This is a genomic window from Nocardia salmonicida NBRC 13393 (assembly GCF_001613085.1).
In the GTDB taxonomy this organism is placed as follows: domain Bacteria; phylum Actinomycetota; class Actinomycetes; order Mycobacteriales; family Mycobacteriaceae; genus Nocardia; species Nocardia salmonicida.
In genome coordinates, this window is the sequence record NZ_BDBR01000027.1 from 59,283 (window position 1) to 79,283 (window position 20,001).

18 protein-coding genes are annotated in these 20,001 nt (G+C 68.6%); 8 read left to right on the forward strand and 10 right to left on the reverse strand.

Annotated elements, in window-relative coordinates; translation table 11 throughout:
• Positions 1 to 132 precede the first annotated feature (132 nt).
• Positions 133 to 1,101, forward strand: a complete 969-nt coding sequence (locus tag NS1_RS23950; RefSeq protein ID WP_056811283.1) for a sigma-70 family RNA polymerase sigma factor — start codon at positions 133 to 135, stop codon at positions 1,099 to 1,101.
• Positions 1,102 to 1,257: 156 nt separating this feature from the next.
• Here the strand turns inward: NS1_RS23950 and NS1_RS41815 are convergent, their stop codons facing one another.
• Together NS1_RS41815 and NS1_RS23965 are read right to left on the reverse strand one after the other, a co-directional pair.
• Positions 1,258 to 4,341 (reverse strand): bifunctional acetate--CoA ligase family protein/GNAT family N-acetyltransferase, encoded by a 3,084-nt coding sequence (locus NS1_RS41815; RefSeq protein ID WP_255284664.1) that lies wholly within the window; start codon positions 4,339 to 4,341, stop codon positions 1,258 to 1,260.
• A complete protein-coding gene (locus NS1_RS23965) occupies positions 4,334 to 5,575 on the reverse strand; it encodes an acetoin utilization protein AcuC (protein ID WP_062987923.1) in 1,242 nt (413 codons plus the stop codon). The genes NS1_RS41815 and NS1_RS23965 overlap by 8 nt, the downstream gene beginning before the upstream one ends.
• 129 nt (positions 5,576 to 5,704) lie before the next feature.
• Here NS1_RS23965 and NS1_RS23970 point away from each other — a divergent pair, with 129 nt between their 5' ends.
• Positions 5,705 to 6,391 carry an iron-dependent transcriptional repressor DtxR gene (locus tag NS1_RS23970; protein WP_056815561.1) on the forward strand — a complete coding sequence of 229 codons (687 nt, stop codon included), beginning with the start codon at positions 5,705 to 5,707 and terminating at the stop codon, positions 6,389 to 6,391.
• A gap of 3 nt (positions 6,392 to 6,394) precedes the next feature.
• The gene (galE, locus tag NS1_RS23975; protein ID WP_062987925.1) at positions 6,395 to 7,375 is read left to right on the forward strand and encodes a UDP-glucose 4-epimerase GalE; all 981 of its coding nucleotides are present in this window, start codon (positions 6,395 to 6,397) and stop codon (positions 7,373 to 7,375) included.
• A gap of 10 nt (positions 7,376 to 7,385) precedes the next feature.
• Here the strand turns inward: galE and NS1_RS23980 are convergent, their stop codons facing one another.
• Both NS1_RS23980 and NS1_RS23985 read right to left on the reverse strand, forming a co-directional pair.
• On the reverse strand, positions 7,386 to 8,552 hold the full coding sequence (locus NS1_RS23980; protein WP_062987927.1) for a DUF4192 domain-containing protein: 1,167 nt from the start codon (positions 8,550 to 8,552) through the stop codon (positions 7,386 to 7,388).
• Positions 8,553 to 8,698: 146 nt separating this feature from the next.
• Positions 8,699 to 9,421 carry a sensor domain-containing protein gene (locus NS1_RS23985; protein WP_255284665.1) on the reverse strand — a complete coding sequence of 241 codons (723 nt, stop codon included), beginning with the start codon at positions 9,419 to 9,421 and terminating at the stop codon, positions 8,699 to 8,701.
• A gap of 253 nt (positions 9,422 to 9,674) precedes the next feature.
• On the opposite strand from NS1_RS23985, the gene NS1_RS23990 reads away from it, so the two are divergent.
• From NS1_RS23990 to NS1_RS24010, 5 genes are all read left to right on the forward strand, one after another.
• On the forward strand, positions 9,675 to 10,619 hold the full coding sequence (locus NS1_RS23990) for a PAC2 family protein (RefSeq protein ID WP_062987929.1): 945 nt from the start codon (positions 9,675 to 9,677) through the stop codon (positions 10,617 to 10,619).
• Between the two features lie 92 nt (positions 10,620 to 10,711).
• Positions 10,712 to 13,210, forward strand: coding sequence for a DEAD/DEAH box helicase (locus tag NS1_RS23995; RefSeq protein WP_062987931.1), 2,499 nt, complete (start codon positions 10,712 to 10,714; stop codon positions 13,208 to 13,210).
• 103 nt (positions 13,211 to 13,313) lie between these two features.
• Complete coding sequence (locus tag NS1_RS24000; protein ID WP_062987933.1) at positions 13,314 to 14,417, forward strand: type III PLP-dependent enzyme; 1,104 nt, start codon at positions 13,314 to 13,316, stop codon at positions 14,415 to 14,417.
• Between the two features lie 8 nt (positions 14,418 to 14,425).
• Positions 14,426 to 15,631: an adenosylmethionine decarboxylase gene (gene speD, locus NS1_RS24005; protein WP_062987935.1), complete on the forward strand. Its 1,206-nt coding sequence runs from the start codon at positions 14,426 to 14,428 to the stop codon at positions 15,629 to 15,631.
• 135 nt (positions 15,632 to 15,766) lie between these two features.
• Positions 15,767 to 16,324, forward strand: coding sequence for a hypothetical protein (locus NS1_RS24010; RefSeq protein ID WP_062987937.1), 558 nt, complete (start codon positions 15,767 to 15,769; stop codon positions 16,322 to 16,324).
• 38 nt (positions 16,325 to 16,362) lie between these two features.
• On the opposite strand, the gene NS1_RS24015 is transcribed toward NS1_RS24010, so the two are convergent.
• The 6 genes from NS1_RS24015 to NS1_RS24040 form a co-directional block, all read right to left on the reverse strand.
• Positions 16,363 to 16,575, reverse strand: coding sequence for a tautomerase family protein (locus tag NS1_RS24015; RefSeq protein ID WP_062987939.1), 213 nt, complete (start codon positions 16,573 to 16,575; stop codon positions 16,363 to 16,365).
• A gap of 24 nt (positions 16,576 to 16,599) precedes the next feature.
• The gene (locus tag NS1_RS24020; RefSeq protein WP_062987941.1) at positions 16,600 to 17,340 is read right to left on the reverse strand and encodes an SDR family NAD(P)-dependent oxidoreductase; all 741 of its coding nucleotides are present in this window, start codon (positions 17,338 to 17,340) and stop codon (positions 16,600 to 16,602) included.
• 78 nt (positions 17,341 to 17,418) lie between these two features.
• Positions 17,419 to 18,009: a TetR/AcrR family transcriptional regulator gene (locus NS1_RS24025; protein WP_062987943.1), complete on the reverse strand. Its 591-nt coding sequence runs from the start codon at positions 18,007 to 18,009 to the stop codon at positions 17,419 to 17,421.
• Positions 18,010 to 18,068: 59 nt separating this feature from the next.
• Positions 18,069 to 18,671 (reverse strand): energy-coupling factor transporter transmembrane component T family protein, encoded by a 603-nt coding sequence (locus NS1_RS24030; RefSeq protein ID WP_062987945.1) that lies wholly within the window; start codon positions 18,669 to 18,671, stop codon positions 18,069 to 18,071.
• A complete protein-coding gene (locus tag NS1_RS24035; RefSeq protein WP_062987947.1) occupies positions 18,668 to 19,348 on the reverse strand; it encodes an energy-coupling factor ABC transporter ATP-binding protein in 681 nt (226 codons plus the stop codon). The genes NS1_RS24030 and NS1_RS24035 overlap by 4 nt, the downstream gene beginning before the upstream one ends.
• Positions 19,349 to 19,360: 12 nt before the next feature.
• A complete protein-coding gene (locus NS1_RS24040; protein WP_255284666.1) occupies positions 19,361 to 19,954 on the reverse strand; it encodes a biotin transporter BioY in 594 nt (197 codons plus the stop codon).
• Positions 19,955 to 20,001: the final 47 nt, after the last annotated feature.

The following is a 20,001-nucleotide window of genomic DNA, read 5'->3' on the forward strand; positions in this document are numbered from 1 at the left end:
TCTTCTCAGGAACTTCTCAGCCGCTGGGGTGGGAACCAGCAGCTCAGAGCGGTTTATCGACCGCGGGAACGGGAACTTTCTCTACGTCGGGTCCGTTGAACGGAATGAGACACCACCGACAGGAGGCAAGTCATGACAAGCCCCGCCACCACTCGTTTGCGCCCCAGCGAGGCCGATATCGACGCCCAGAGCCCGGCAGCCGATCTGGTACGCGTGTACCTCAACGGAATCGGACGCACGGCACTGCTCACGGCGGCCGACGAGGTCGAGTTGGCCAAGCGCATCGAGGCGGGCCTGTATGCCCAGAACCTGCTATCGACCGGTAAGCGGTTGACGGCGGCTCGCAAGCGTGATCTGGCGATCCTGGTCCGCGAGGGCTCCGCCGCCCGTTCGCACCTGCTCGAGGCCAACCTGCGTCTGGTCGTATCCCTGGCCAAGCGCTACACCGGCCGCGGCATGCCGCTGCTGGACCTGATCCAGGAGGGCAACCTCGGACTGATCCGCGCGATGGAGAAGTTCGACTACGCCAAGGGCTTCAAGTTCTCCACCTACGCCACCTGGTGGATCCGCCAGGCCATCACCCGCGGCATGGCCGATCAGAGCCGCACCATCCGGCTGCCCGTGCACCTGGTCGAACAGGTGAACAAGCTCGCCAGGATCAAGCGGGAACTGCACCAGCAGCTGGGCCGCGAGGCCACCGACGCCGAACTCGCCAACGAGTCGGGCATCCCGGTGGAGAAGATCGCCGACCTGCTCGATCACAGCCGCGACCCGGTGAGCCTGGACATGCCCGTCGGCAACGACGAGGAGGCCCCGCTCGGCGACTTCATCGAGGACTCCGAGGCCACCTCCGCTGAGAGCGCCGTCATCGCCGGCCTGCTGCACCACGACGTGCGCAGCGTCCTGGCCACCCTCGACGAGCGCGAGCAGCAGGTCATTCGCCTGCGCTTCGGTCTCGACGACGGCCAGCCGCGCACCCTGGACCAGATCGGCAAGCTGTTCGGCCTGTCCCGTGAGCGGGTGCGCCAGATCGAGCGCGAGGTCATGTCCAAGCTGCGCAAGGGCGACCGCGCCGACCGTTTGCGCGCCTACGCCAGCTGATCCGAGAACTCGACGGCCCCACGGGGTCGTCTGCCGAAACGCCGACCGGCGACCGCGAACTCTCCCCTCCGGGTCGCGAGCCGGTCGGCGTTGTTCGTTCACCCGGCCCTGCATCGAATCCCACCTCAGGTAGCGGCAGGTCAGGGCCGTCGCACGTCAAGCCAACCGACGGGGGCCGGTGTCGAAGCGGCTGGGTTCGGGGCCGATGCGGGCTCGGGCGTAGATGATCTCCGCCGAGGCCGACGCCGCGAGCACGGGATCGCACGAGAGTTCGCGCATCTGGGGGATGTCGTCGAACAGGGCCGAAATACGTTGGGCCAGTTCGGCGAGGGCCGCCTTGTCGACCCCTGTTCGGCCCGGGCCCTCCGACAGCAGTGGCGCTGCTCGTGGTGCGTCGATGAGCGCGGTCGCCTCGTCCTGGGTCAGCGGTAGTGCGCGGTAGGCGCGGTCGCCGAGCAGGTCGATGATCATGCCGGACAGGCCGAATTGGATGACCGACCCGAACGAGGGGTCGTCGGTGACGCTCAGCACGCAGCCGACCCCCTTGGTCGCCATCTTCTGCACGTGCAGGAGCGGATCTCCGCAGATCTCCACCAGGTCGGTGTAGGCCTGACGGACCGTGTCCGGCCCCCACAGGTCCAAGCGCACGCCGATCAGGTCGGGCCGACGCCGCCACAGCTCCCCGGTGGCCTTGGCCGCCACCGGATAGCCCAGTTCCTCGGCCGCGGCGACGGCCTGTTCGGCATCGCGCACCGCCCGGAACTCGACCACGCCGATCCCGTAGCAGTCGAGCAGCAGCACCGCCTCCTCATCGGTGAGCCAGCGGCCGCCCGATTCCGCCAACCAGCCCTCCACGAGTGCCGCCGCGGCCGCGGTATCTATCCCGGGCGGGCGCATGACCGGTGAGATCGGCCGGTCACGCCAGCGCGCGTACCGGTCGACCCTGGCCAGCGCACGCGCGGCCCGTTCCGGGTCCGGGTAAGACGGAATCGATCCGCGCGCCGGGGCACCCGCGGTGGTCCGCACCGCCAACTGCCGAGGGATGCCCGATTCCGCGACAAATGTGGTGAGCACCGGCTTTCCCGGCGCTGACGCGGCGGCCGCCCGTAAAGCGTCCCCGAAGCCCTCCATCGGCACCGGAACCGGCGGAGCGACCACGACGATCACCGCGTCGACCTCGTCGCTGCGCAGCGCGGCGAGGACCGCTTCCCTGAAGTCGGCGGGCGTGGCCTCCGGACCGAGGTCCACCGGCCCGTCGACGCCCACACCGACTGCTTCCCGCTCGATGGGCTCGGCGGTGTCCGTCTCCCGCACAGGAGGCTCGATGCTGTCCGCACCGCGACCGGCCCGTCGAGTGCTCCGCGCGCCCCACCCGGTCCGGCCGATACGATCCGAACCCTGCTCCACACGGCCGGAATCCCGTCCGGTCCGCCGCCCACGATCTCCTCCCCGCCCGTCCCTGCCACGATCGGCCTCCCGACCGATTCGTCCGGCGCGGTCCGAGTCCCTGTCGGGCACTTCCGCCGAATCGCGGTCGATTCGCATCGAACTGTTCGGACCTCGCTCAGCCGGCGCCACCCCCGACGAATCCCGCTCGATCGGCAGAGTGCCCTGCGGGCCGCGCTCGGTCGGTCGGGCACCGGGACCTCGGTCGACAGCGGTGACAGGCCGGTACACCCGCAACCCTTCGCTGCGGGCGGCGTCGATCGCCAGCCAGTTCAGTGCGGCGCTGTTGCCGACCACGGCGACCCGGGGGCCCTTCGGTAGCGGCTGACAGGCCAGCAGGGCAGCGCAGTCGAAGAGTTCGGAGATGGAGTCGACCTGGATGATTCCGGCTTGACCGAACAGGTCACGGACCACCGTGCGGTCCATGTCGGCGCCTGCGGCGAGGCGACCGCTGCTCACCGCCACGATCGGTTTGCCGCGGGCCACCCGGCGGGCCAGACGAGAGAACTTGCGCGGATTGCCGAAGCTCTCCAGGTACAGCAGGATCACCTCGGTGTCGGCGGCGGTATCCCAGTACTGGAGCAGATCGTTGCCCGAGACATCGGCACGGTTACCGGCCGAGACGAACGTCGACAAGCCGAGATTGCGGGCCGCGGCCTCGCCGAGGATCGCCGCACCGAGCGGGCCGGACTGGCAGAAAAACCCGATCCGTCCGCGCTCGGGCAGGACCGGGGCCAGCGTGGCGTTCAGACCGACCGCGGGGTCGGTGTTGGCGATGCCGAGTGCGCTCGGCCCGACCACCCGCATGCCGTGCCCGCGTGCCGCCGCGACCAGATCGTGTTCGGCGGCCAGCCCGGCCGCCCCGGTCTCACCGAAGCCCGCGGTCAGCACGACCAGGCCCTTGACTCCCTTGGCCATGCAGTCGTCCAGGACCGCCCCGATCGCGGCGGGCGGCACCGCCACCACCGCCAGGTCCACCTCGTCGGGGATCTCGCGCACCGTGGCGTAGGCCCGCACGCCGCGCACCGAACGCCGGTGCAGATTCACCGGGAACACCGGCCCGCTGAAGCCGCCCGAGAGCAGATTCGCGAGCACGGCACCGCCGACGCGGGTCTGTTCCGGTGACGCGCCGATCACCGCGACCGAACCGGGCGCGAGCAGGTTTCCGACGCTACGCGCCTCCGAGGCGGCCTCCCGCGAATCCCGCACGGTGCGCAGCGCTTCGGTGGGGTCGATGGCGAATTCGAGGTGTACTTCGGAACCGTCGCGACTGCGCTGCAGTTGGTAGCCCGCCTCGCGGAAGACTGTGATCATGGCCTCGTTCTCGGCCAGCACCTCGGCGACGAACGCGACCACTTCGTTCTCGGCGGCGGCACCGGCCAGATGCTCGAGCAGCACCGAACCGAGCCCACGTCCCTGGTGCTCGTCGGCGACCACGAAGGCCACCTCGGCCGCGCGTGGGCCCTGCCGGGCGAGCAGCTCGTAGCGGGCCACGGCGATGATGGCCGTGCCGAGTACCGCGACGAGGCCGACCCGATCGCGATAGTCGACGTGGGTGGTGCGGTACATGTCCTTCGGCGAGATCTGCGGGTACGGACCGAAATAGCGCAGATACCGGGTGCGGTCGGACAGACCGGTGTGAAAGGCGGCGAGCGCGTCGGCGTCGGCGGGCACGATCGGACGCACCTGGACCACTCCGCCGTCGGCGGCGAGCACATCGCCGTACCAGTGCTGGGGTGGCGCAGGCGGATTCGCGGGCGTGTCGGAAGTGTCGGGCAGCAGTGGCTCAGTCACGTGGGTCCTCCGGGTCGAGACCGAGCAGGCCGAAACTCGCCCGTCGGGTGGCCGTGATGGCGGTGTCGACCGCTCGCTGCGCGCGGATCTGGCCCGCATCGCCGACCTCGGGCGTGCCACCCGGTCCGTCCCATGGGCGGTAGGCGGTGTCGCCTCCGTCGCCCATGGACGTCGGAGGCTGCACCCGCGGCGCGGACGCTCGCACCTGTTCGATCCAGTCGGCGGGCACCGGCGTTTCGGGGGCCAGCGGGCGGTCGAGTGCCGCGGCGAGCAGGTGGGTCCAGGCTCGCGGCACCACGCGCACCACGCCGTATCCGCCGCCGCCGATCGCCAGCCACCGCCCCTCGGCGTATTCGTCGGCCAGGTCCCGCATCGCCAGGAACGCCGCGCGCTGACCGTCGACGGTGAGCTCCAGATCGGCCAGCGGATCTTCGCGGTGGGTGTCGACACCGCACTGGCTGACGATGATCTGGGGCCGGAACGCGGCCACCGCCCCGGGTACCACCGCGTGAAATCCCCTCAACCACTGCGCATCTCGTGTTCCGGGCAACAGCGGCAGGTTGATCGAGGTGCCTTCGGCGGTCCCGACCCCGGTCTCCTCCGGCCAACCGGTGTTGGGCCACAACGTCGCCGGATGCTGGTGCAGCGAGACCGTGAGCACGCGCGGATCGGCGTAGAACGCCCGCTGCACCCCGTCGCCGTGATGGACATCGACATCGAGGTAGGCGATGCGATCGAAGCCGTTCTCGAGCAGCCACGAGATGGCGATCGCCGCATCGTTGTAGACGCAGAACCCCGCCGCCGAATCCGGCATGGCGTGGTGCATTCCGCCGCCGATGCTCACCGCGCGCCGCGTACGGCCCGCCGCGATCTCCCGCGCGGCGGCGAGGGTGCCGCCGACGATCACCGAGGCCGCCTCGTGCATGTGCGGGAACACCGGATTGTCGGCGGTTCCGAGGCCGTAGACGGCGTCCTCTGGCGTCGGCGGCCCCTGCCCCGCCCGGCGCACCGCCTCGATGTAGGCGCTGCTGTGGACCCGCATCAGATCCGACTCGGTGGCCGCGTCGGGTGCCAGCGGCTCGACACCATCGAGAAGACCTAAGCTTTGGGCGAGCGACATGGTGTATCGCAGGCGCGCCGGCTTCATCGGATGCTCCGGACTCCAGGTGTAACCGAGGAATCGCTCGGTCCATATGACAGTCCCTGCGTGTTCGCTGCTCGGCAACGTGACCATGCTCGCCACGCTAGCCGGAAGCAGCGGACCCCGTGCGGCGTTGACATGCAGTAGAAATAGGGCCGCTGGTCCGACGGGCGGACCGGCGTTCGCGCGTGGGTAGAATTCGTGCTGACGAAGGGGTATCAGGTGAAGGATCTGGTCGACACCACGGAGATGTATCTCCGTACCATCTACGACCTCGAGGAAGAGGGCGTGGTGCCCCTGCGGGCGCGTATCGCCGAACGCCTCGAGCAGAGTGGTCCGACGGTGAGCCAGACGGTCGCGCGGATGGAGCGCGACGGCCTGTTGCTCGTGGCCGGCGATCGCCATCTCGAGCTCACCGACAAAGGTAGGTCCATGGCGGTGTCGGTGATGCGCAAGCACCGGCTCGCCGAGCGGTTGCTGGTCGACATCATCGGATTGGATTGGGAGAACGTGCACGCCGAGGCGTGCCGCTGGGAGCACGTGATGAGCGAGGAGGTGGAGCGGCGCCTGATCGAGGTGCTCAACCACCCGACCACCTCGCCCTACGGCAACCCGATTCCCGGCCTGGACGAGCTCGGGCTCGCCGACGCTCCCGCCGCCGAGGAGAAGCTGATCCGCCTCTCCGATCTGCCCAACGGCGCCCTGCACGCGGTGGTCGTGCGCAGGCTGGCCGAGCACATCCAGACCGACCCGGAGGTCATCGGGCGGTTGCGTGAGGCGGGCGTGGTGCCCGACGCTCGCGTTACCGTGGAGACCAAGCCGGGTGCGGTACTGATCACGGTGCCGGGCCACAACGGTTTCGAACTGTCCGAAGAGATGGCGCATGCCGTCCAGGTGAGGCTGGTCTGATTCGTGAAACTTCTTGTCACCGGCGGCGCCGGCTATGTGGGTGGCGGCTGTGCCGCTGTGCTGCTCGAAGAGGGCCACGAGGTCGTCGTCGTCGATGACCTCTCGACCGGTAACGCCGACGGTGTTCCGGCCGGTGCCCGATTCGTCGACGGTGATATCGCCGTCGCCGCCCCCGAACTGCTGCGTGCCGAATCCTTCGACGGCGTCCTGCATTTCGCGGCGCAGTCGCTGGTCGGCGAGTCGGTGGAACAGCCGGAGAAATACTGGCACGGCAATGTCGTGAAAACGCTGACGCTGCTGGAGGCGATCCGCGAGTCCGGCACACCGCGCCTGGTGTTCTCCTCCACGGCCGCGGTGTACGGCGAGCCCGAGCAGGTCCCGATCACCGAGGACTCGCCCACTCGCCCCACTAATCCCTACGGTGCGAGCAAACTGGCCATCGACCACGCCATCACCTCCTACGCGGCAGCGCACGATCTGGCCGCGACCAGCCTGCGCTACTTCAACGTGGCAGGCGCCTATGCCGGGCTCGGTGAGAACCGGGTCGTGGAAACACATCTGATCCCCCTCGTGTTGCAGGTGGCACTGGGTCACCGCAAGGCCATTTCGGTGTACGGCACCGACTGGCCGACGCCGGACGGTACGTGTGTGCGCGACTACATCCACATCCGCGATCTGGCGCAGGCGCACCTGCTCGCGCTGTCGTCGTCGCAGCCGGGCACGCACCGGATCTGCAACCTGGGTTCGGGCACGGGTTTCTCGGTGCGCGAAGTGATCTCGGCGTGCGAGCGGGTCACCGGCCTGCCGATCGAGACGATCGACGCGCCGCGGCGCGCGGGCGATCCGGCCGTCCTGATCGCCTCCAGCGACCGCGCGGTCGCCGAACTGGGCTGGCGACCCGAGCACAACGACCTCGACGAGATCGTCTCCGACGCTTGGGATTTCCTGCGTTCCCTCGGCACGAACGCCCACAGCGCTCGCTGAAACACCTGCCTCACGGGGCGATCGGGCCGATGTCGACCCCGAGATCGGCGGCGATCTGGTGACCACAGTGCGCGAGTCTGCGCAGTCGTTCGGGCCGCAACCCGGTCTGCAGCGAAGTCTCCAGCAACGCTGCCATCGTGTGCTCGGCGTCGGCCTCGACGGCGGCAGCGATAGCGATACCGGCGAAGGGTCCGTCGCCGCGCAGATAGGCGCTGAAACCGAGCAGGGTCGCTGCTTCGGCGCGGTCGGCGCCGGGCGTCGCCCGCGCCAGCTGCGCCCACAGCAGCTCGGCGGCTTCGGCGTGGTCGCCCAGCGCCAGCCCGTACATGGCGTCGCGGATGGGCCGGTCACGCAGGGTCACCGCCAGGCGCGCGAGTTCGCGTTCGGCCCGTGGTGCGCCGGACGCGGTGTCGGCGATCTGCCACAGCACCCATTCCAAGGCCCGCCGCTGGTAGGCGACCATGTTCCCGGCGCGCGTCGCCGCCGCCAGTCCACCTCGATAGCGCGCGTGGGCCGCCCCGAGCTGGGCGCGCACTCGCGCGCTCAGCAGGTCGTCGGGAATCATCAGCGCGGTCATCTCACGGCGGGAACCGCGAATCTGTTTACCTTCCAGCACATGTGACACCGCGACGATCGAGGACGACGGATCGGCGACCAGGCCGGTCCCGACCGTGCCGAAGACACTGCAGTAGCGCTCGCCCGCCGCGATCGCCCGCACCGACCAGGCGCCGCGTACCTCGATTCCGTCCTCGGCCAGCACGTCGATCAACTCGGCGGCGCGCAGGACTTCCTCCCCCTCGAACTCGGCGCGGTCCTCGACGAAGACGGCGAGCACCCCGGTCGCCTCCTCGCGCAGGCAGATCGATGCCAGGCAGGCGGTGAACTGGTCGAGCAGCCGCATGTCGGTGGCCACGTCGAGGTCGAAGCGCACCACCGCCTCGATCGCCTCCGCCGCCCCGGCCGCCACCTCGTGCAGCACCGCGACGACGAGGGATCGCTCGGGCACGAAGCCGAGCATCGCGGGCAGGGCGGCGATCAGTTCTCCGGGCTCGTCGACCCGCAGCGGTGGGCGCGGCAGTCCGCCGGGATAGCGGGGGGTGGATTCGGCGCAGCCGAGTGCGCGGTGAAACGGTCCGGTGCGCGTGGCCCGGCGGGTGGGGTTCGTCGATGGCGTCATGGCTCCACCGTGCCCGCCGCCTACCGCGCACCGCCTGTACCGACCTGGGCTTTTATCCGCCCTGTGAGTAGCGACGGAACTGTGGAGCAACCCCGGTCCCGGCACCGCGAGGCCGGCGAATCTGTCACCGCCCCGTGGTAGGCGCTTCAGTTGCCGCGCACGGAGGCGACGGTTGTCGCGAACATCTCGTCCACCGCGGCCGTATCCGGTTGTCCCGCACCGAAAGTCATCGATGTCACCGTGATGCGCACATCGCCGATCTGCCCGATCGAGGTCTGCATCGTCTGGGTGAGCCCCGCACCACCGACTTCGGGAACCACGGTGCGCCGCAACGCTATCGCATCGTCGGTACCGGCAGGCACGGCCTGGTCGAGCACCGTCGTGACGGTGGAACCCGCACCGGCCCGCCGTACCTGGATCTGTCCGCACTCGCGGAGCCGATCACGCAGCCGCGCCACCGGTTCGGCGCTCCGCGACAATTCGACGGTGAGCGTGGCCCGGCTCGCGTCATCGGATCCGACCGCCACCGCCGGGGGTTCCCCACCGGGCTCGGGCTCGGTCGGCATGCATTGCGCCGGGCTGACCGACGCACCCGCGCCGACTCCATCGAGATCACCCGCGGCGGCCGCCGCCGCCTGCGCGGGCAGCACCACCGCCGGGTACCGAGCCGGAAACCGCGACGGTGACGGCAACAGCTCGGCCAACGCACCGTCGACCTGTCGCACCGACACCGCGCTCTCGGCGACCGGCGTCCCGCTCACGCTCTGCGCGCACCCGGTGAGCGCGAGCGCCACTGCCGCCAACCCCAGCCACCAGCGACGCGGGCCAGGATCACCCGCGCGGATCGGTGTCGCCTGCGCCACGTTCACACCGTTCACTGTGCCCCACCGCGGCGATCGGCCCGGTCCCGCCACGCCGTGTGGAGACGCACAGCACACCCCGTGACCACCGCCCGTGGCCCCTGGCCGCGTCGGTGCGGGAATGCGCGGCGCGTCCATGCTGTTGCCTACCAGGACGAGCCGTCCCCGGCCGTGTGCGACAGCACTGCTCGCGTGGGGGACAATGGAGATCCGCTTCCCCACCCCGCGAGCGATGGTGGACCGCGCAGGAAGGAGAAACGCGATGGATGACCAGTCGCATATGTACGAACTGGAGTTCCCGGCGCCGCAGTTGTCCTCGGACGACGGCGCGGGCCCCGTGCTGGTGCACGGCCTGGAAGGTTTCACCGACGCCGGCCACGCCGTGCGTCTGGCGACGACCCATCTGCGCGAGAGCCTCGAATCGGAACTGGTCGCGTCCTTCGACGTCGACGAGCTGCTCGATTACCGTTCGCGCCGCCCACTGATGACGTTCAAGACCGATCACTTCGCCGATTACGCCGAGCCGGAACTGAACCTGTGGGCGCTGCGCGACACCTCGGGCACGCCGTTCCTGCTGCTCTCGGGCCTGGAACCGGATCTGCGCTGGGAGAAGTTCACCACCGCGGTGCGGCTGCTGGCCGAACAGCTCGGCGTGCGCCGCACGATCGGCCTCTCGGCGATTCCGATGGCGATCCCGCACACGCGTCCGCTCGGCGTCACCGCGCATTCCTCGGACCGTTCGCTGATCGGCGAGCACCAGCGCTGGCCGGGCGAGTTGCAGGTGCCGGGCAGTGCGTCGTCGCTGCTCGAGTACCGGATGGCTCAGCACGGCCACGAATCGCTCGGGTTCTCGGTGCACGTGCCGCACTACCTGGCTCAGACCGATTACCCCGAAGCCGCGCAGACGCTGCTGGAGAACTTCGCCGACAACGCGGGTCTCGACCTGCCGCTCTCGGCGCTGGGTGAGGCGGCCGCGCGCGTGCGCGAGCAGGTCGCCGAGCACATCGCGGGCAACGAGGAGGTGGAGACGGTCGTCACAGCGCTGGAACGCCAATACGACAGCTTCGTCACCGCCCAGGAACGCCAGTCCAGCCTGCTGGCCGCCGACGGTGAACTGCCCAGCGGTGAGGAGCTCGGGGCGGAGTTCGAGCGCTTCCTGGCCGAGCAGGGTGGTTACGACGACACCTCCGACGAGGGTAAGGCCTGACCCACCGGACCCACTAGGCGTACCTGCGCCTTCGCTCCGGCCATGCGCGGCCGACGAGGGCTCAGCCAGCTGCGCAGACTAGGGTTGTCGGAGTGGATCTGACCGACCTACTCGAAATTCCCGGGACCGACGCCGACGCACTCTACGAGTCGTTCTCGGCGTGGGCCGCCGAGCAGGGCACACCCCTGTATCCAGCGCAGGACGAGGCGCTGATGGAGTTGGCTTCGGGGTCCAATGTCATCCTGTCGACGCCGACCGGCTCCGGAAAGTCCCTGGTGGCGGTCGGCGCGCACCTGTTCGCCATGGCCAACGGGCAGCGCAGCTACTACACCGCGCCGATCAAGGCCCTGGTCAGCGAAAAGTTCTTCGCGCTGTGTGAGGTGTTCGGCGCGGAGAACGTCGGCATGGTGACGGGCGACGCGGCGGTCAACGCCGACGCCCCGATCATCTGCGCCACCGCGGAGATCCTGGCGAACCTGGCGCTACGCGAGGGCGCGGCGGCCGAGGTCGGCCAGATCGTGATGGACGAGTTCCACTTCTACGCCGACCCCGACCGCGGCTGGGCGTGGCAGGTGCCGATCATCGAACTCCCCCGCGCCCAATTCCTGCTGATGTCGGCGACGCTGGGCGAGGTGGACTTCTTCGCCACCGATCTCGAAGCGCGCACCGGCCGCGCGACCACCGTGGTCGCGGGCACCGAACGTCCTGTCCCCCTGACGTTCTCGTACGTGCGCACCCCCATCACCGAAACCCTCGAAGAGCTGGTGACCACCCACCAGGCGCCGGTCTACGTCGTGCACTTCACCCAGGCGGCCGCCCTCGAACGCGCGCAAGCCCTGACGAGCGTGAACTTCGCCTCCCGCGCCGAGAAGGACGCGATCGCCGCCGCCATCGGCGAGTTCCGGTTCGCCTCGGGCTTCGGCAAGACGCTGTCGCGGCTGATCCGCCACGGCATCGGCGTGCACCACGCGGGCATGCTGCCCAAATATCGCCGCTTGGTGGAGAAGCTCGCCCAGGACGGCCTGCTGAAAGTGGTGTGCGGCACCGACACCCTCGGCGTCGGCATCAACGTCCCGATCCGCACGGTCCTGCTCACCGGCCTCACCAAATACGACGGTGTGCGCACCCGCAGGCTCAAAGCCCGTGAGTTCCACCAGATCGCCGGACGCGCCGGACGCGCGGGCTACGACACCATGGGCACCGTGGTGGTGCAGGCCCCCGAGCACGAGGTCGAGAACACCCGTCTCATCGCCAAGGCGGGCGACGACCCGAAGAAGCAGCGAAAAGTGGTGCGCCGCAAACCACCCGAGGGTTTCGTCTCGTGGAGCGAGGAGACCTTCGACCGTCTCATCGCCGCCCCGCCCGAGCCGATGGTGTCGCGCTTCGCGGTGACCAACTCGATGCTGCTCAATGTGATCGCCCGCCCGGGCAACTGCTTCTCCGCGATGCGCCACCTGCTCGAGGACAACCACGAGCCGCGGCCCGCACAGCGCAAGCACATCCTGCGAGCCCTGCGGCTCTACCGTTCGCTGCGCGATGCCGGTGTGGTGCAACAACTTTCCGAACCCGATGCGAAGGGCCGGATGGCGCGGCTCACCGTCGACCTGCAGCGCGATTTCGCGCTCGACCAACCACTGTCGCCGTTCGCGCTGGCCGCGTTCGACCTCCTCGATCGCGAAAGCCCCACCTACACACTCGATGTCGTCTCCCTGATCGAGGCCACCCTCGAGGACCCGCGCCAGCTGCTGATGGCCCAGCAGCACAAGGCCCGTGGTGTGGCCGTCAACGAGATGAAGGCCGACGGCATCGAATACGAGGAGCGGATGGAGCTCCTGGAGGAAGTCACCTGGCCCAAGCCCCTGGCCGAGCTGATCGATCCGATGTTCGAGACCTACCGGGCCGGGCACCCCTGGGTCTCGGAGTTCGCGCCGTCCCCGAAGTCGGTGGTGCGCGACATGATCGAGCGCGCGATGACCTTCGCCGAACTGATCTCGCACTACGAACTGACCCGCTCCGAGGGCGTGGTGCTGCGCTACCTCGCCGACGCCTACCGTGCCCTGCGCCGCACCGTGCCCGACGCCGCGCGCACCGAGGATCTCGACGATCTCACCGAATGGCTCGGCGAACTGATCCGTCAGGTCGATTCGAGCCTGCTCGACGAGTGGGAACAGCTCACCAACCCGGGCGCGGAGAACGACGCCCAGCAGGTCGCGTTCGGCGCCGAAACGGTGCGTCCGATCACCGCCAACGAACGCGCCTTCCGGATCATGGTCCGCAACGCGATGTTCCGCCGCGTGGAACTGGCCTCACGACGCCGCTGGTACGAACTCGACCAGCTCGGCACCGGACCCGACTGGGCCGAGGACTTCGCCCCCTATTTCGACGAGTACGCCACGATCGGCACCGGTCCCGACGCACGCGGCCCCCAGCTGTTCCAGGTGGAGCAGCGGCCCGGTTTCTGGCACGTTCGCCAGGTGCTCGACGACCCGGCCGGCGATCACGGCTGGGCGCTGACGGCGATCGTGGATCTCGAGGAGTCCGACGCCGCGGGCGAGGTCGTGTTCGACGAGGTCACAGTCGCGGCAGGCTGAGTAATACCGACCGACTATGACGAATATGACGAATGTTTGACGGATTCGTTGTTGGGTAGGCGCCGCTGATAGTCTCTCCCGGCCGCCGAGGAGAAAGTTCACTGTGCCCGAATCCCCGTACCTTGTCATCGACCCCGAGCGGGTACGTGCCAACTACCGAACCCTCGATGCCGCCGTCCGCGCAGGTACCCGGATCCGGTACGCGGTCAAAGCGGCCCCGGTGGCCGAACTGATCACGCTGCTCGACGACGAGGGCGCCGAATTCGATGTCGCCAGTATCGGCGAGATCGACCAGTGCCTCGATCTCGGCGTCGCGCCCGAGCGGCTCTGCTACGGCAACCCGATCAAGAAGAGCGCCCACATCGCGCGCGCCTTCGCACTCGGGGTGCGCCGCTACGCCTTCGACACCGAAGACGACCTCGACCGCATCGCCGAGCACGCGCCGGGTTCGGAGGTCGAGTGCCGATTCCTGTCCTCGGCGCCGGAATCACGGACCCCGTTCGGCACCAAGTTCGGGTGTGCGCCCGCCGAAGCCCTTCGCCTGCTGGTGCGCGCCCGCGATCTGGGCCTGACGGTCGGCGGTCCCTATTTCCACGTCGGCTCCCAGCAGCTCGACCCCGCCGCATGGCGGATCGGTGTCGAGCAGGCCGGTGAGATCGTCAAAGCCTTGGCGGACAAGGACATTCATGTCTCGGCGGTCAATGTGGGTGGCGGTCTGCCGATCTCCTACGCCGACGAGGCCCCCGAACTCGACGCGATCGCGGCCGCCATCACCGGTGCCGCCGCCGAGTTCCTGCCCGCGGCCACCGGCCTGATCGTGGAACCCGGCCGTGCGCTGGTGGGTAACGCGGGCACCGTGCACGCCGAGGTCGTCGGCGTGCGTTTCGCGCCGGACGGCCGGCGCTGGGTGTATCTCGACATCGGCCGATACAACGGTATGGCCGAGACCGAGAACGAGTACATCGCTTACCGCTTCGTCACCGATCGCGACGGCGATCCGGTCGACGAGGCGGTGGTCGCGGGTCCGACCTGCGACGGCGACGATGTACTGTATCAACGCACGAAGGTCCTTCTGCCGACCACGTTGCGAGCCGGTGACCGGATTCGAATCCTGCACACCGGCGCCTATACCGCGAGCTATTCGTCGGTGTCCTTCAATGGTTTTCCGCCCTTGACCGTTCATGTCTCGGGCGCTGAGCGAGAGTGAGTTTGCCCATGACGGCGGAATTCACCGGTTGGCACGTGCTGGCCGAGTTCGGTGGCGTCGACACAGCCCTGTGTGACGATCTCGAACGACTCGAATCGGCGTTGCGTGAGTCTTTGATCGCGGCGGGCGTCACCATCTGCGAAGTCGTTCATAAAAAGTTCGATCCGCAGGGGGTGACCGTCCTCGCGCTGTTGTCGGAGTCTCACGCCTCGATTCACACTTATCCGGAGTCCGGCGACATCTTCGTCGACGTCTTCACCTGCGGCAGCATCGGTGCGGGCGCGACGAAAGCCGTCGAACTGCTTCGAGACAAGTTGTCCCCCACCACAGTTCGGATGCAGACGGTCCAACGTGGCCACGGCGCCGAGAAGATCTACGAACCGGTGGGCGACGGCCTGACCCGGATCTGGGATCTACACGAGGTGATCGTGGATACGAACACCCCGTTCCAGCACATGGTGATCGCGCGGACCGATCAGGGGATCTCCCTGTTCTCCGACGACGATCGCCAGTCCACCGAGTTCTCCCAGGTCACCTATCACGAGGCCATGATGGTCCCGGCGTTCGTGCTGGCGGAGAAGCTCGATCGGGTGCTGATCATCGGTTCCGGCGAGGGTGTGGCCTCGCAGATGTCGGTGGCGGCCGGGGCGACCCTGGTCGACCACGTCGATATCGATCAGCGCGAAGTGGAGCTGTGCGCCGAGCACCTGCCCTACGGCTACACCACCGCTGAGCTCACCGCCGCGGTGAAGCACGAGGGCCCTGTCCACGTGCACTACGCCGACGGCTGGGATTTCCTGGCGAACGCGCAGGCAGCGGGTACCCGCTACGACGTGATCGTCATCGATCTGCCCGACGAGCGCGTCGAGGACGCCCAGCACAACCGCCTCTACGAGTCGGAGTTCCTGTCCCGATGTAAGGCACTGCTGGCCCCCGGCGGCGTGCTGTCGGCCCAGGCCGGTTGCGCGACGATGTGGCGCAACGAGACGCTGAAGCGTTCGTGGGGTCGTTTCCACGAGCAGTTCGCCACCGTGGTCCCCTACGGCAGCGACGAGCACGAGTGGACCTTCCTGTTCGGCCTGAACGAGAAGATCGACGACCCGGTCCGCGGCATGCGCGACCGCCTCGCCCTGCTCCCCTACCGCGCCGAGACCGTCGACGCGCGGGCACTGGAGCGCGGCGCGATCGAGCCGTACGCGTTGCGCGACCGGTAGGAATCCGCACCGACAGCGGGCCGGGACGCGTGCTGCGTCCCGGCCCGCTGTCGTGGGTACGGCGAAACCGGCACCGGCGCGCGCCGGCACTTGGCACCATGCGAAGACCGAGTTTCGACAGAATCGAGTCCGCCCATGAAGCCGACACCGTTGTCCGCGAACGGTCTGATGCCGGTCCGCTACCCGTCCGATCACCGACCCCGCCTCGACGCGCTGTCCGCGGCGGGACTCACCGAATTCCGCCGGTTGTTCGCCGCGGCACCCGATGTGACGGTGGCCGACTTCGCGCGGCTCGACGGTGACGTGACGATGCGCTCGTTCCCCGGATCGGGCGAGCGATTGCTGGGGCCGGCGATGGCTCGGCCGTCGTACTTCTGGGTGGCCAAGTCGTTTCGTCACGTGGACGAGGTGGCCGTCGGCCACAATGTCTTTCGCCTTCTCGGCGGCATGCGGGCGCTGAATTTCGTCGCCACGGTGGGCGATTCCGTGATCGACGGGCGCGCGGCGGTGCTTTTCGACTATGACGATCCCCGCGTCGGCTCCCGGCGACCGGCGCGGCGGATCTACGACGAACTGCGCGAGATCGAACCGGATCTGTGGCTCGGCCCGAGCTACTTCTCGACGCGCAGCAAGCGAATCTCCATGGGCTGGTTCGCACTCGACGCCTCGGTGCCCCTCGACGGACCCGCCTGAGCCGGTGAGCCGGGCGCGATCCCGGCTCACCGATCAACTCAGCCCTGGGCCGCGCGCTTCGCCCGGTACTCGGCGACGTTCAGCCCGCCCACACCCCAATCCGTCAGCGGTACTTCGTCGATCACCACGAAGGTCTGGTCGGGATCCTTCCCGAGCACATCGAAGAGCAGATCGGTGACGCCCTTGATGAGCTGCGCCTTCTGCTCGGTGGTCACCCCTTCATCGGTGACCTTGATGTTCACGTACGGCATGATCGTGTCCTTTCGGTGGTGTTTTCAGGCTGCTCGGCCGGAAACGAAGCCGCCGTCGACGGGCAGGATGTGGCCGGTGACGAACTCGGCGTCGGCGAGGTACAGCACGGCCGCGGTGGTTTCGGTGACGTCGCCGAGACGGTCCAGGAGGGCGAACCCGCCGAACACAGTCTCGTTGGCACTCGCCAGCAGCGGCGTGCGCACGAAGCCGGGGGCGACGGCGTTGACGCGAATGCGGTCGGCAGCCAGTTCGGCCGCCAAACTCGTGGTCAACGCGTGGATCGCGCCCTTGCTGGCCAATGGCGCGGAGGCGGGGACATCGGCGATCGCGTGCGTGACGAGCACCGTGCCGATATTGACGATGTTGCCGCCCGCACCCTGCTCACGGAGGCGTCGGACCACCGCCTGCGTGGTGAAGTAGGTGCCTTTCAGGTTGCCGTCGAGGTAGCCGGTCAGCTCGTCGGCGGTGACCTCGGTGAACGGCTTCGCCGCGAAGGTGCCCGCGTTGTTGACCAGCACATCCACCCCACCGAATCGCTCGACCGCGGCCGCGACCAGCGCCGAACCCGTTGCGGGCGAGCCGATGTCGCCGACGACGACCGCCGTGCGCTCGGGCGCGCCCAACTCCTCGGCCACCGCCGCGAGCTTCGCGGCATCACGCCCGTTGAGTACGACATTGTCACCGCGCTGGACGAACGCACGGGCGACGTCGCGCCCGATTCCGCTGGAGGATCCGGTCACGATGGCCGTCTTGATGGTGGACATGGTGTCTTCCCTTTCATTTGATACGACCGGTCGTCTTGGAATAAACAAGCGGCAACCAGCCGGTCCGCCCGACCCCGATCAGGGCCGGAAGTAGTCGTCCAGCAGACGTTTCAGGCACTTGTGCAGCGGCTCGACGGTGCGCTGCAGCTTCATCCGGATCACGGCGCCCTCCCACGATTCGAGGAGCAGGTCGGCGAGGTCGACCGCGTCGATATCGCCGCGCACCGAGCCGTCGGCCTGTGCGGCGCGCAACGCACCCGCGACACTGTCACGCCAGGCCATCCAGGCACTCGACAGCTCTTCCCGCAGCACGTCACTGCCCTCGAGCTCGGCCGCGAGGTTCGCGAGCAGGCACCCGCCGGTGAAGTCGGTGCGCACGAACTCGGCGGTCTGCCGCGCGAAGAAGACGCGCACGCCATCGAGGGGGTCAGCGGTAGAGCCGAAGGCGTCGGCGAGATTGCGCTGGATGCACAGTGAATGATGCTCGATCACCGCTCGGGCGAACGTCTCTTTGCTGTCGAAGTAGTTGTAGAACGAGCCTTTCGGCACCCCGACCTTGTCGAGCACCTGCTTGATGCCGGTGCCGTGATAGCCGTTGGACAGCAGGTCGGCCGCGCCCTCCTCGATGAGAAGCGCTCTCGTGTCGTCGCTGCGCCGTGGTCGTGCCATGCGAGGAACTATACGACCGGTCGTCTAGGAATGGCAAGCGCACGTCCGCCCACACGAGCTCAGTCGTCATCGACACCGCGTGCGGCCAGCGCCTCACCCATCGCGTCGGCGGTCCGCAATGCCCGCACCAGCACCGGCGTGACCAGCGCTGTCGCCGACCACGACACTCCCCGCGCGCGCCGCGCCTCGCCGACCTCGTGGACGATCTGCGCCAGCAAAGGAACGCACCGAATCGCCAGCGCGAGAAGCAGACTCACCCGCTCCGGATTCACGCCGAAGCGACGCAGCGGGCCCAGCGCGCGAGTCAGCGCGTCGAGCATCGCGGTGACCCGCGTGGTCACCGTGACCAGTGCCGCGAGGGCCACCGACACGAGCAACACCCCACACACCACCACGGCTCGCTGTGGTGAGGTGGTGAGCACCTGGAACACCCCGATGATCGCGGTCATCCACAGCACCGGGCGCACCTGGGCGAAGGCCACCCGCCAGGAGACGCGGGCGAGCGCGAACAGGCAGGCCACCACCGCCACGGCGAGCAGCACGCCGAGCGGGCCACGGATGAATACCGTCATCGCCAGGATCGAGACCAGCAACAGCGCCAGCTTCACTCCGGCGGGCAGCCGGTGCAGCAGCGAGTCGCCGGGGCAATACAGGCCGATCATTCGATCAGTTGCCGATACGCGTCGATCGCCGCCACCGGGTGTCCGTCGAAAACCACGGAACCGTTGTCCAGCACCACGACTCGATCGAATCCGTCGAGCAATCCGAGCTGGTGGGTGACCACGATCACCTGCTGGTCGAGGGAGTTCAGCGCCTGCGATACCCGCCGCGCGTTGCGCAGATCGAGCAGCGTGGTGGGTTCGTCGGCCACGATCACCTCGGGCTCGCGGATCAGCGCGGAACCGATGGCCAGCAGCTGTTTCTGCCCGCCGGAGAGCAGGTGCGCCGGATGGTCGGTGTGCGCCGCGAGGCCGAAGCGGTCGAGCATGCGCTGCACGCGGGCCGCGATCTCGGCCTTGCTCAGACCGCTGCGGCGCAGCGAGAACGCGAGGTCTTCGGCGACCGTCGGCATCACGATCTGGGTATCGGGATCGGTGAACACGAAGCCGACCTTGCGTCGCACCTGCGCGCCCTTGCGGGCGACGTCGAGCCCGTCGACGGTCACCGTGCCGGTGGCCGGCTTCAGCAGTCCGTTGAGCATGCGGGCCAGCGTCGATTTGCCCGACCCGTTGGCGCCGATGAATCCGACCCGGCGTTCGGTGATCCGCAGATCGACATCGCGCAGCACGGTCCGATCACCGAAACGGTGACCCACCGCGTCGACGACGATCTCGCTCACGACGCCCGGCGATCAGGCACGGATCAACCCGGGATAGGCGCGATGCACGCCTTTCGCGACGACCGTGGCGATCACGACCTTGGCCAGATCGCCGGGCACGAAGGCGAAGTTGGTCGACACCGCCGCCCACGGGCTGAGATCGGTGCGCACCAGCAGGCCGACGGTGCCGAACAGGTAGATGATCACGATGCCGCCGAGGGCGTTGATCAGCAGGCCGAGCACGATCGGATACTTCGGCAGGATCATCGCGGTGAGCAGGCCGATGACCAGCGTTGCCGGAATCCAGCCGATCAGATAGCCGGCCGTCGGCGAAGCCAGCGCGGTGAGGCCGGTGCGGCCACCGGAGAGCAGGGGCAGCCCGATCATGGTCAGCGCGATGAACACCGCCACCGCGGCCGCGCCCTTGCGGGCGCCGAGGATCGCACCGGTGAGGATCACCCCGAGTGTCTGCAGCGTGATCGGCACCCCGCTGAACCCGACGGTGATCGCCCCGGGCAGGCCGAGGGCGGCGATCAGGGCAGCGAACACCGCGATCTGCGCCATGTCCCGTGCGGTGAATCCGGTTGCCCGCTTCGGGGATTTCTCGACTTCGGGCACGGCAGACATCCTTCGCTACATCATTGAACGACGTTCAAAATAGCAGGCGACCAGGT

Excerpts from the sequence above, each read along its gene's own strand:
- NS1_RS23950 (WP_056811283.1), top strand. The coding sequence starts at position 133 with ATGACAAGCCCCGCCACCACTCGTTTGCGCCCCAGCGAGGCCGATATC.
- NS1_RS23965 (WP_062987923.1), bottom strand. The coding sequence starts at position 5,575 with ATGGTCACGTTGCCGAGCAGCGAACACGCAGGGACTGTCATATGGACC.
- NS1_RS23980 (WP_062987927.1), bottom strand. The coding sequence starts at position 8,552 with ATGACGCCATCGACGAACCCCACCCGCCGGGCCACGCGCACCGGACCG.
- NS1_RS23990 (WP_062987929.1), top strand. The coding sequence starts at position 9,675 with ATGGATGACCAGTCGCATATGTACGAACTGGAGTTCCCGGCGCCGCAG.
- speD (WP_062987935.1), top strand. The coding sequence starts at position 14,426 with ATGACGGCGGAATTCACCGGTTGGCACGTGCTGGCCGAGTTCGGTGGC.
- NS1_RS24010 (WP_062987937.1), top strand. The coding sequence starts at position 15,767 with ATGAAGCCGACACCGTTGTCCGCGAACGGTCTGATGCCGGTCCGCTAC.
- NS1_RS24015 (WP_062987939.1), bottom strand. The coding sequence starts at position 16,575 with ATGCCGTACGTGAACATCAAGGTCACCGATGAAGGGGTGACCACCGAG.
- NS1_RS24020 (WP_062987941.1), bottom strand. The coding sequence starts at position 17,340 with ATGTCCACCATCAAGACGGCCATCGTGACCGGATCCTCCAGCGGAATC.
- NS1_RS24025 (WP_062987943.1), bottom strand. The coding sequence starts at position 18,009 with ATGGCACGACCACGGCGCAGCGACGACACGAGAGCGCTTCTCATCGAG.
- NS1_RS24030 (WP_062987945.1), bottom strand. The coding sequence starts at position 18,671 with ATGATCGGCCTGTATTGCCCCGGCGACTCGCTGCTGCACCGGCTGCCC.
- NS1_RS24040 (WP_255284666.1), bottom strand. The coding sequence starts at position 19,954 with ATGTCTGCCGTGCCCGAAGTCGAGAAATCCCCGAAGCGGGCAACCGGA.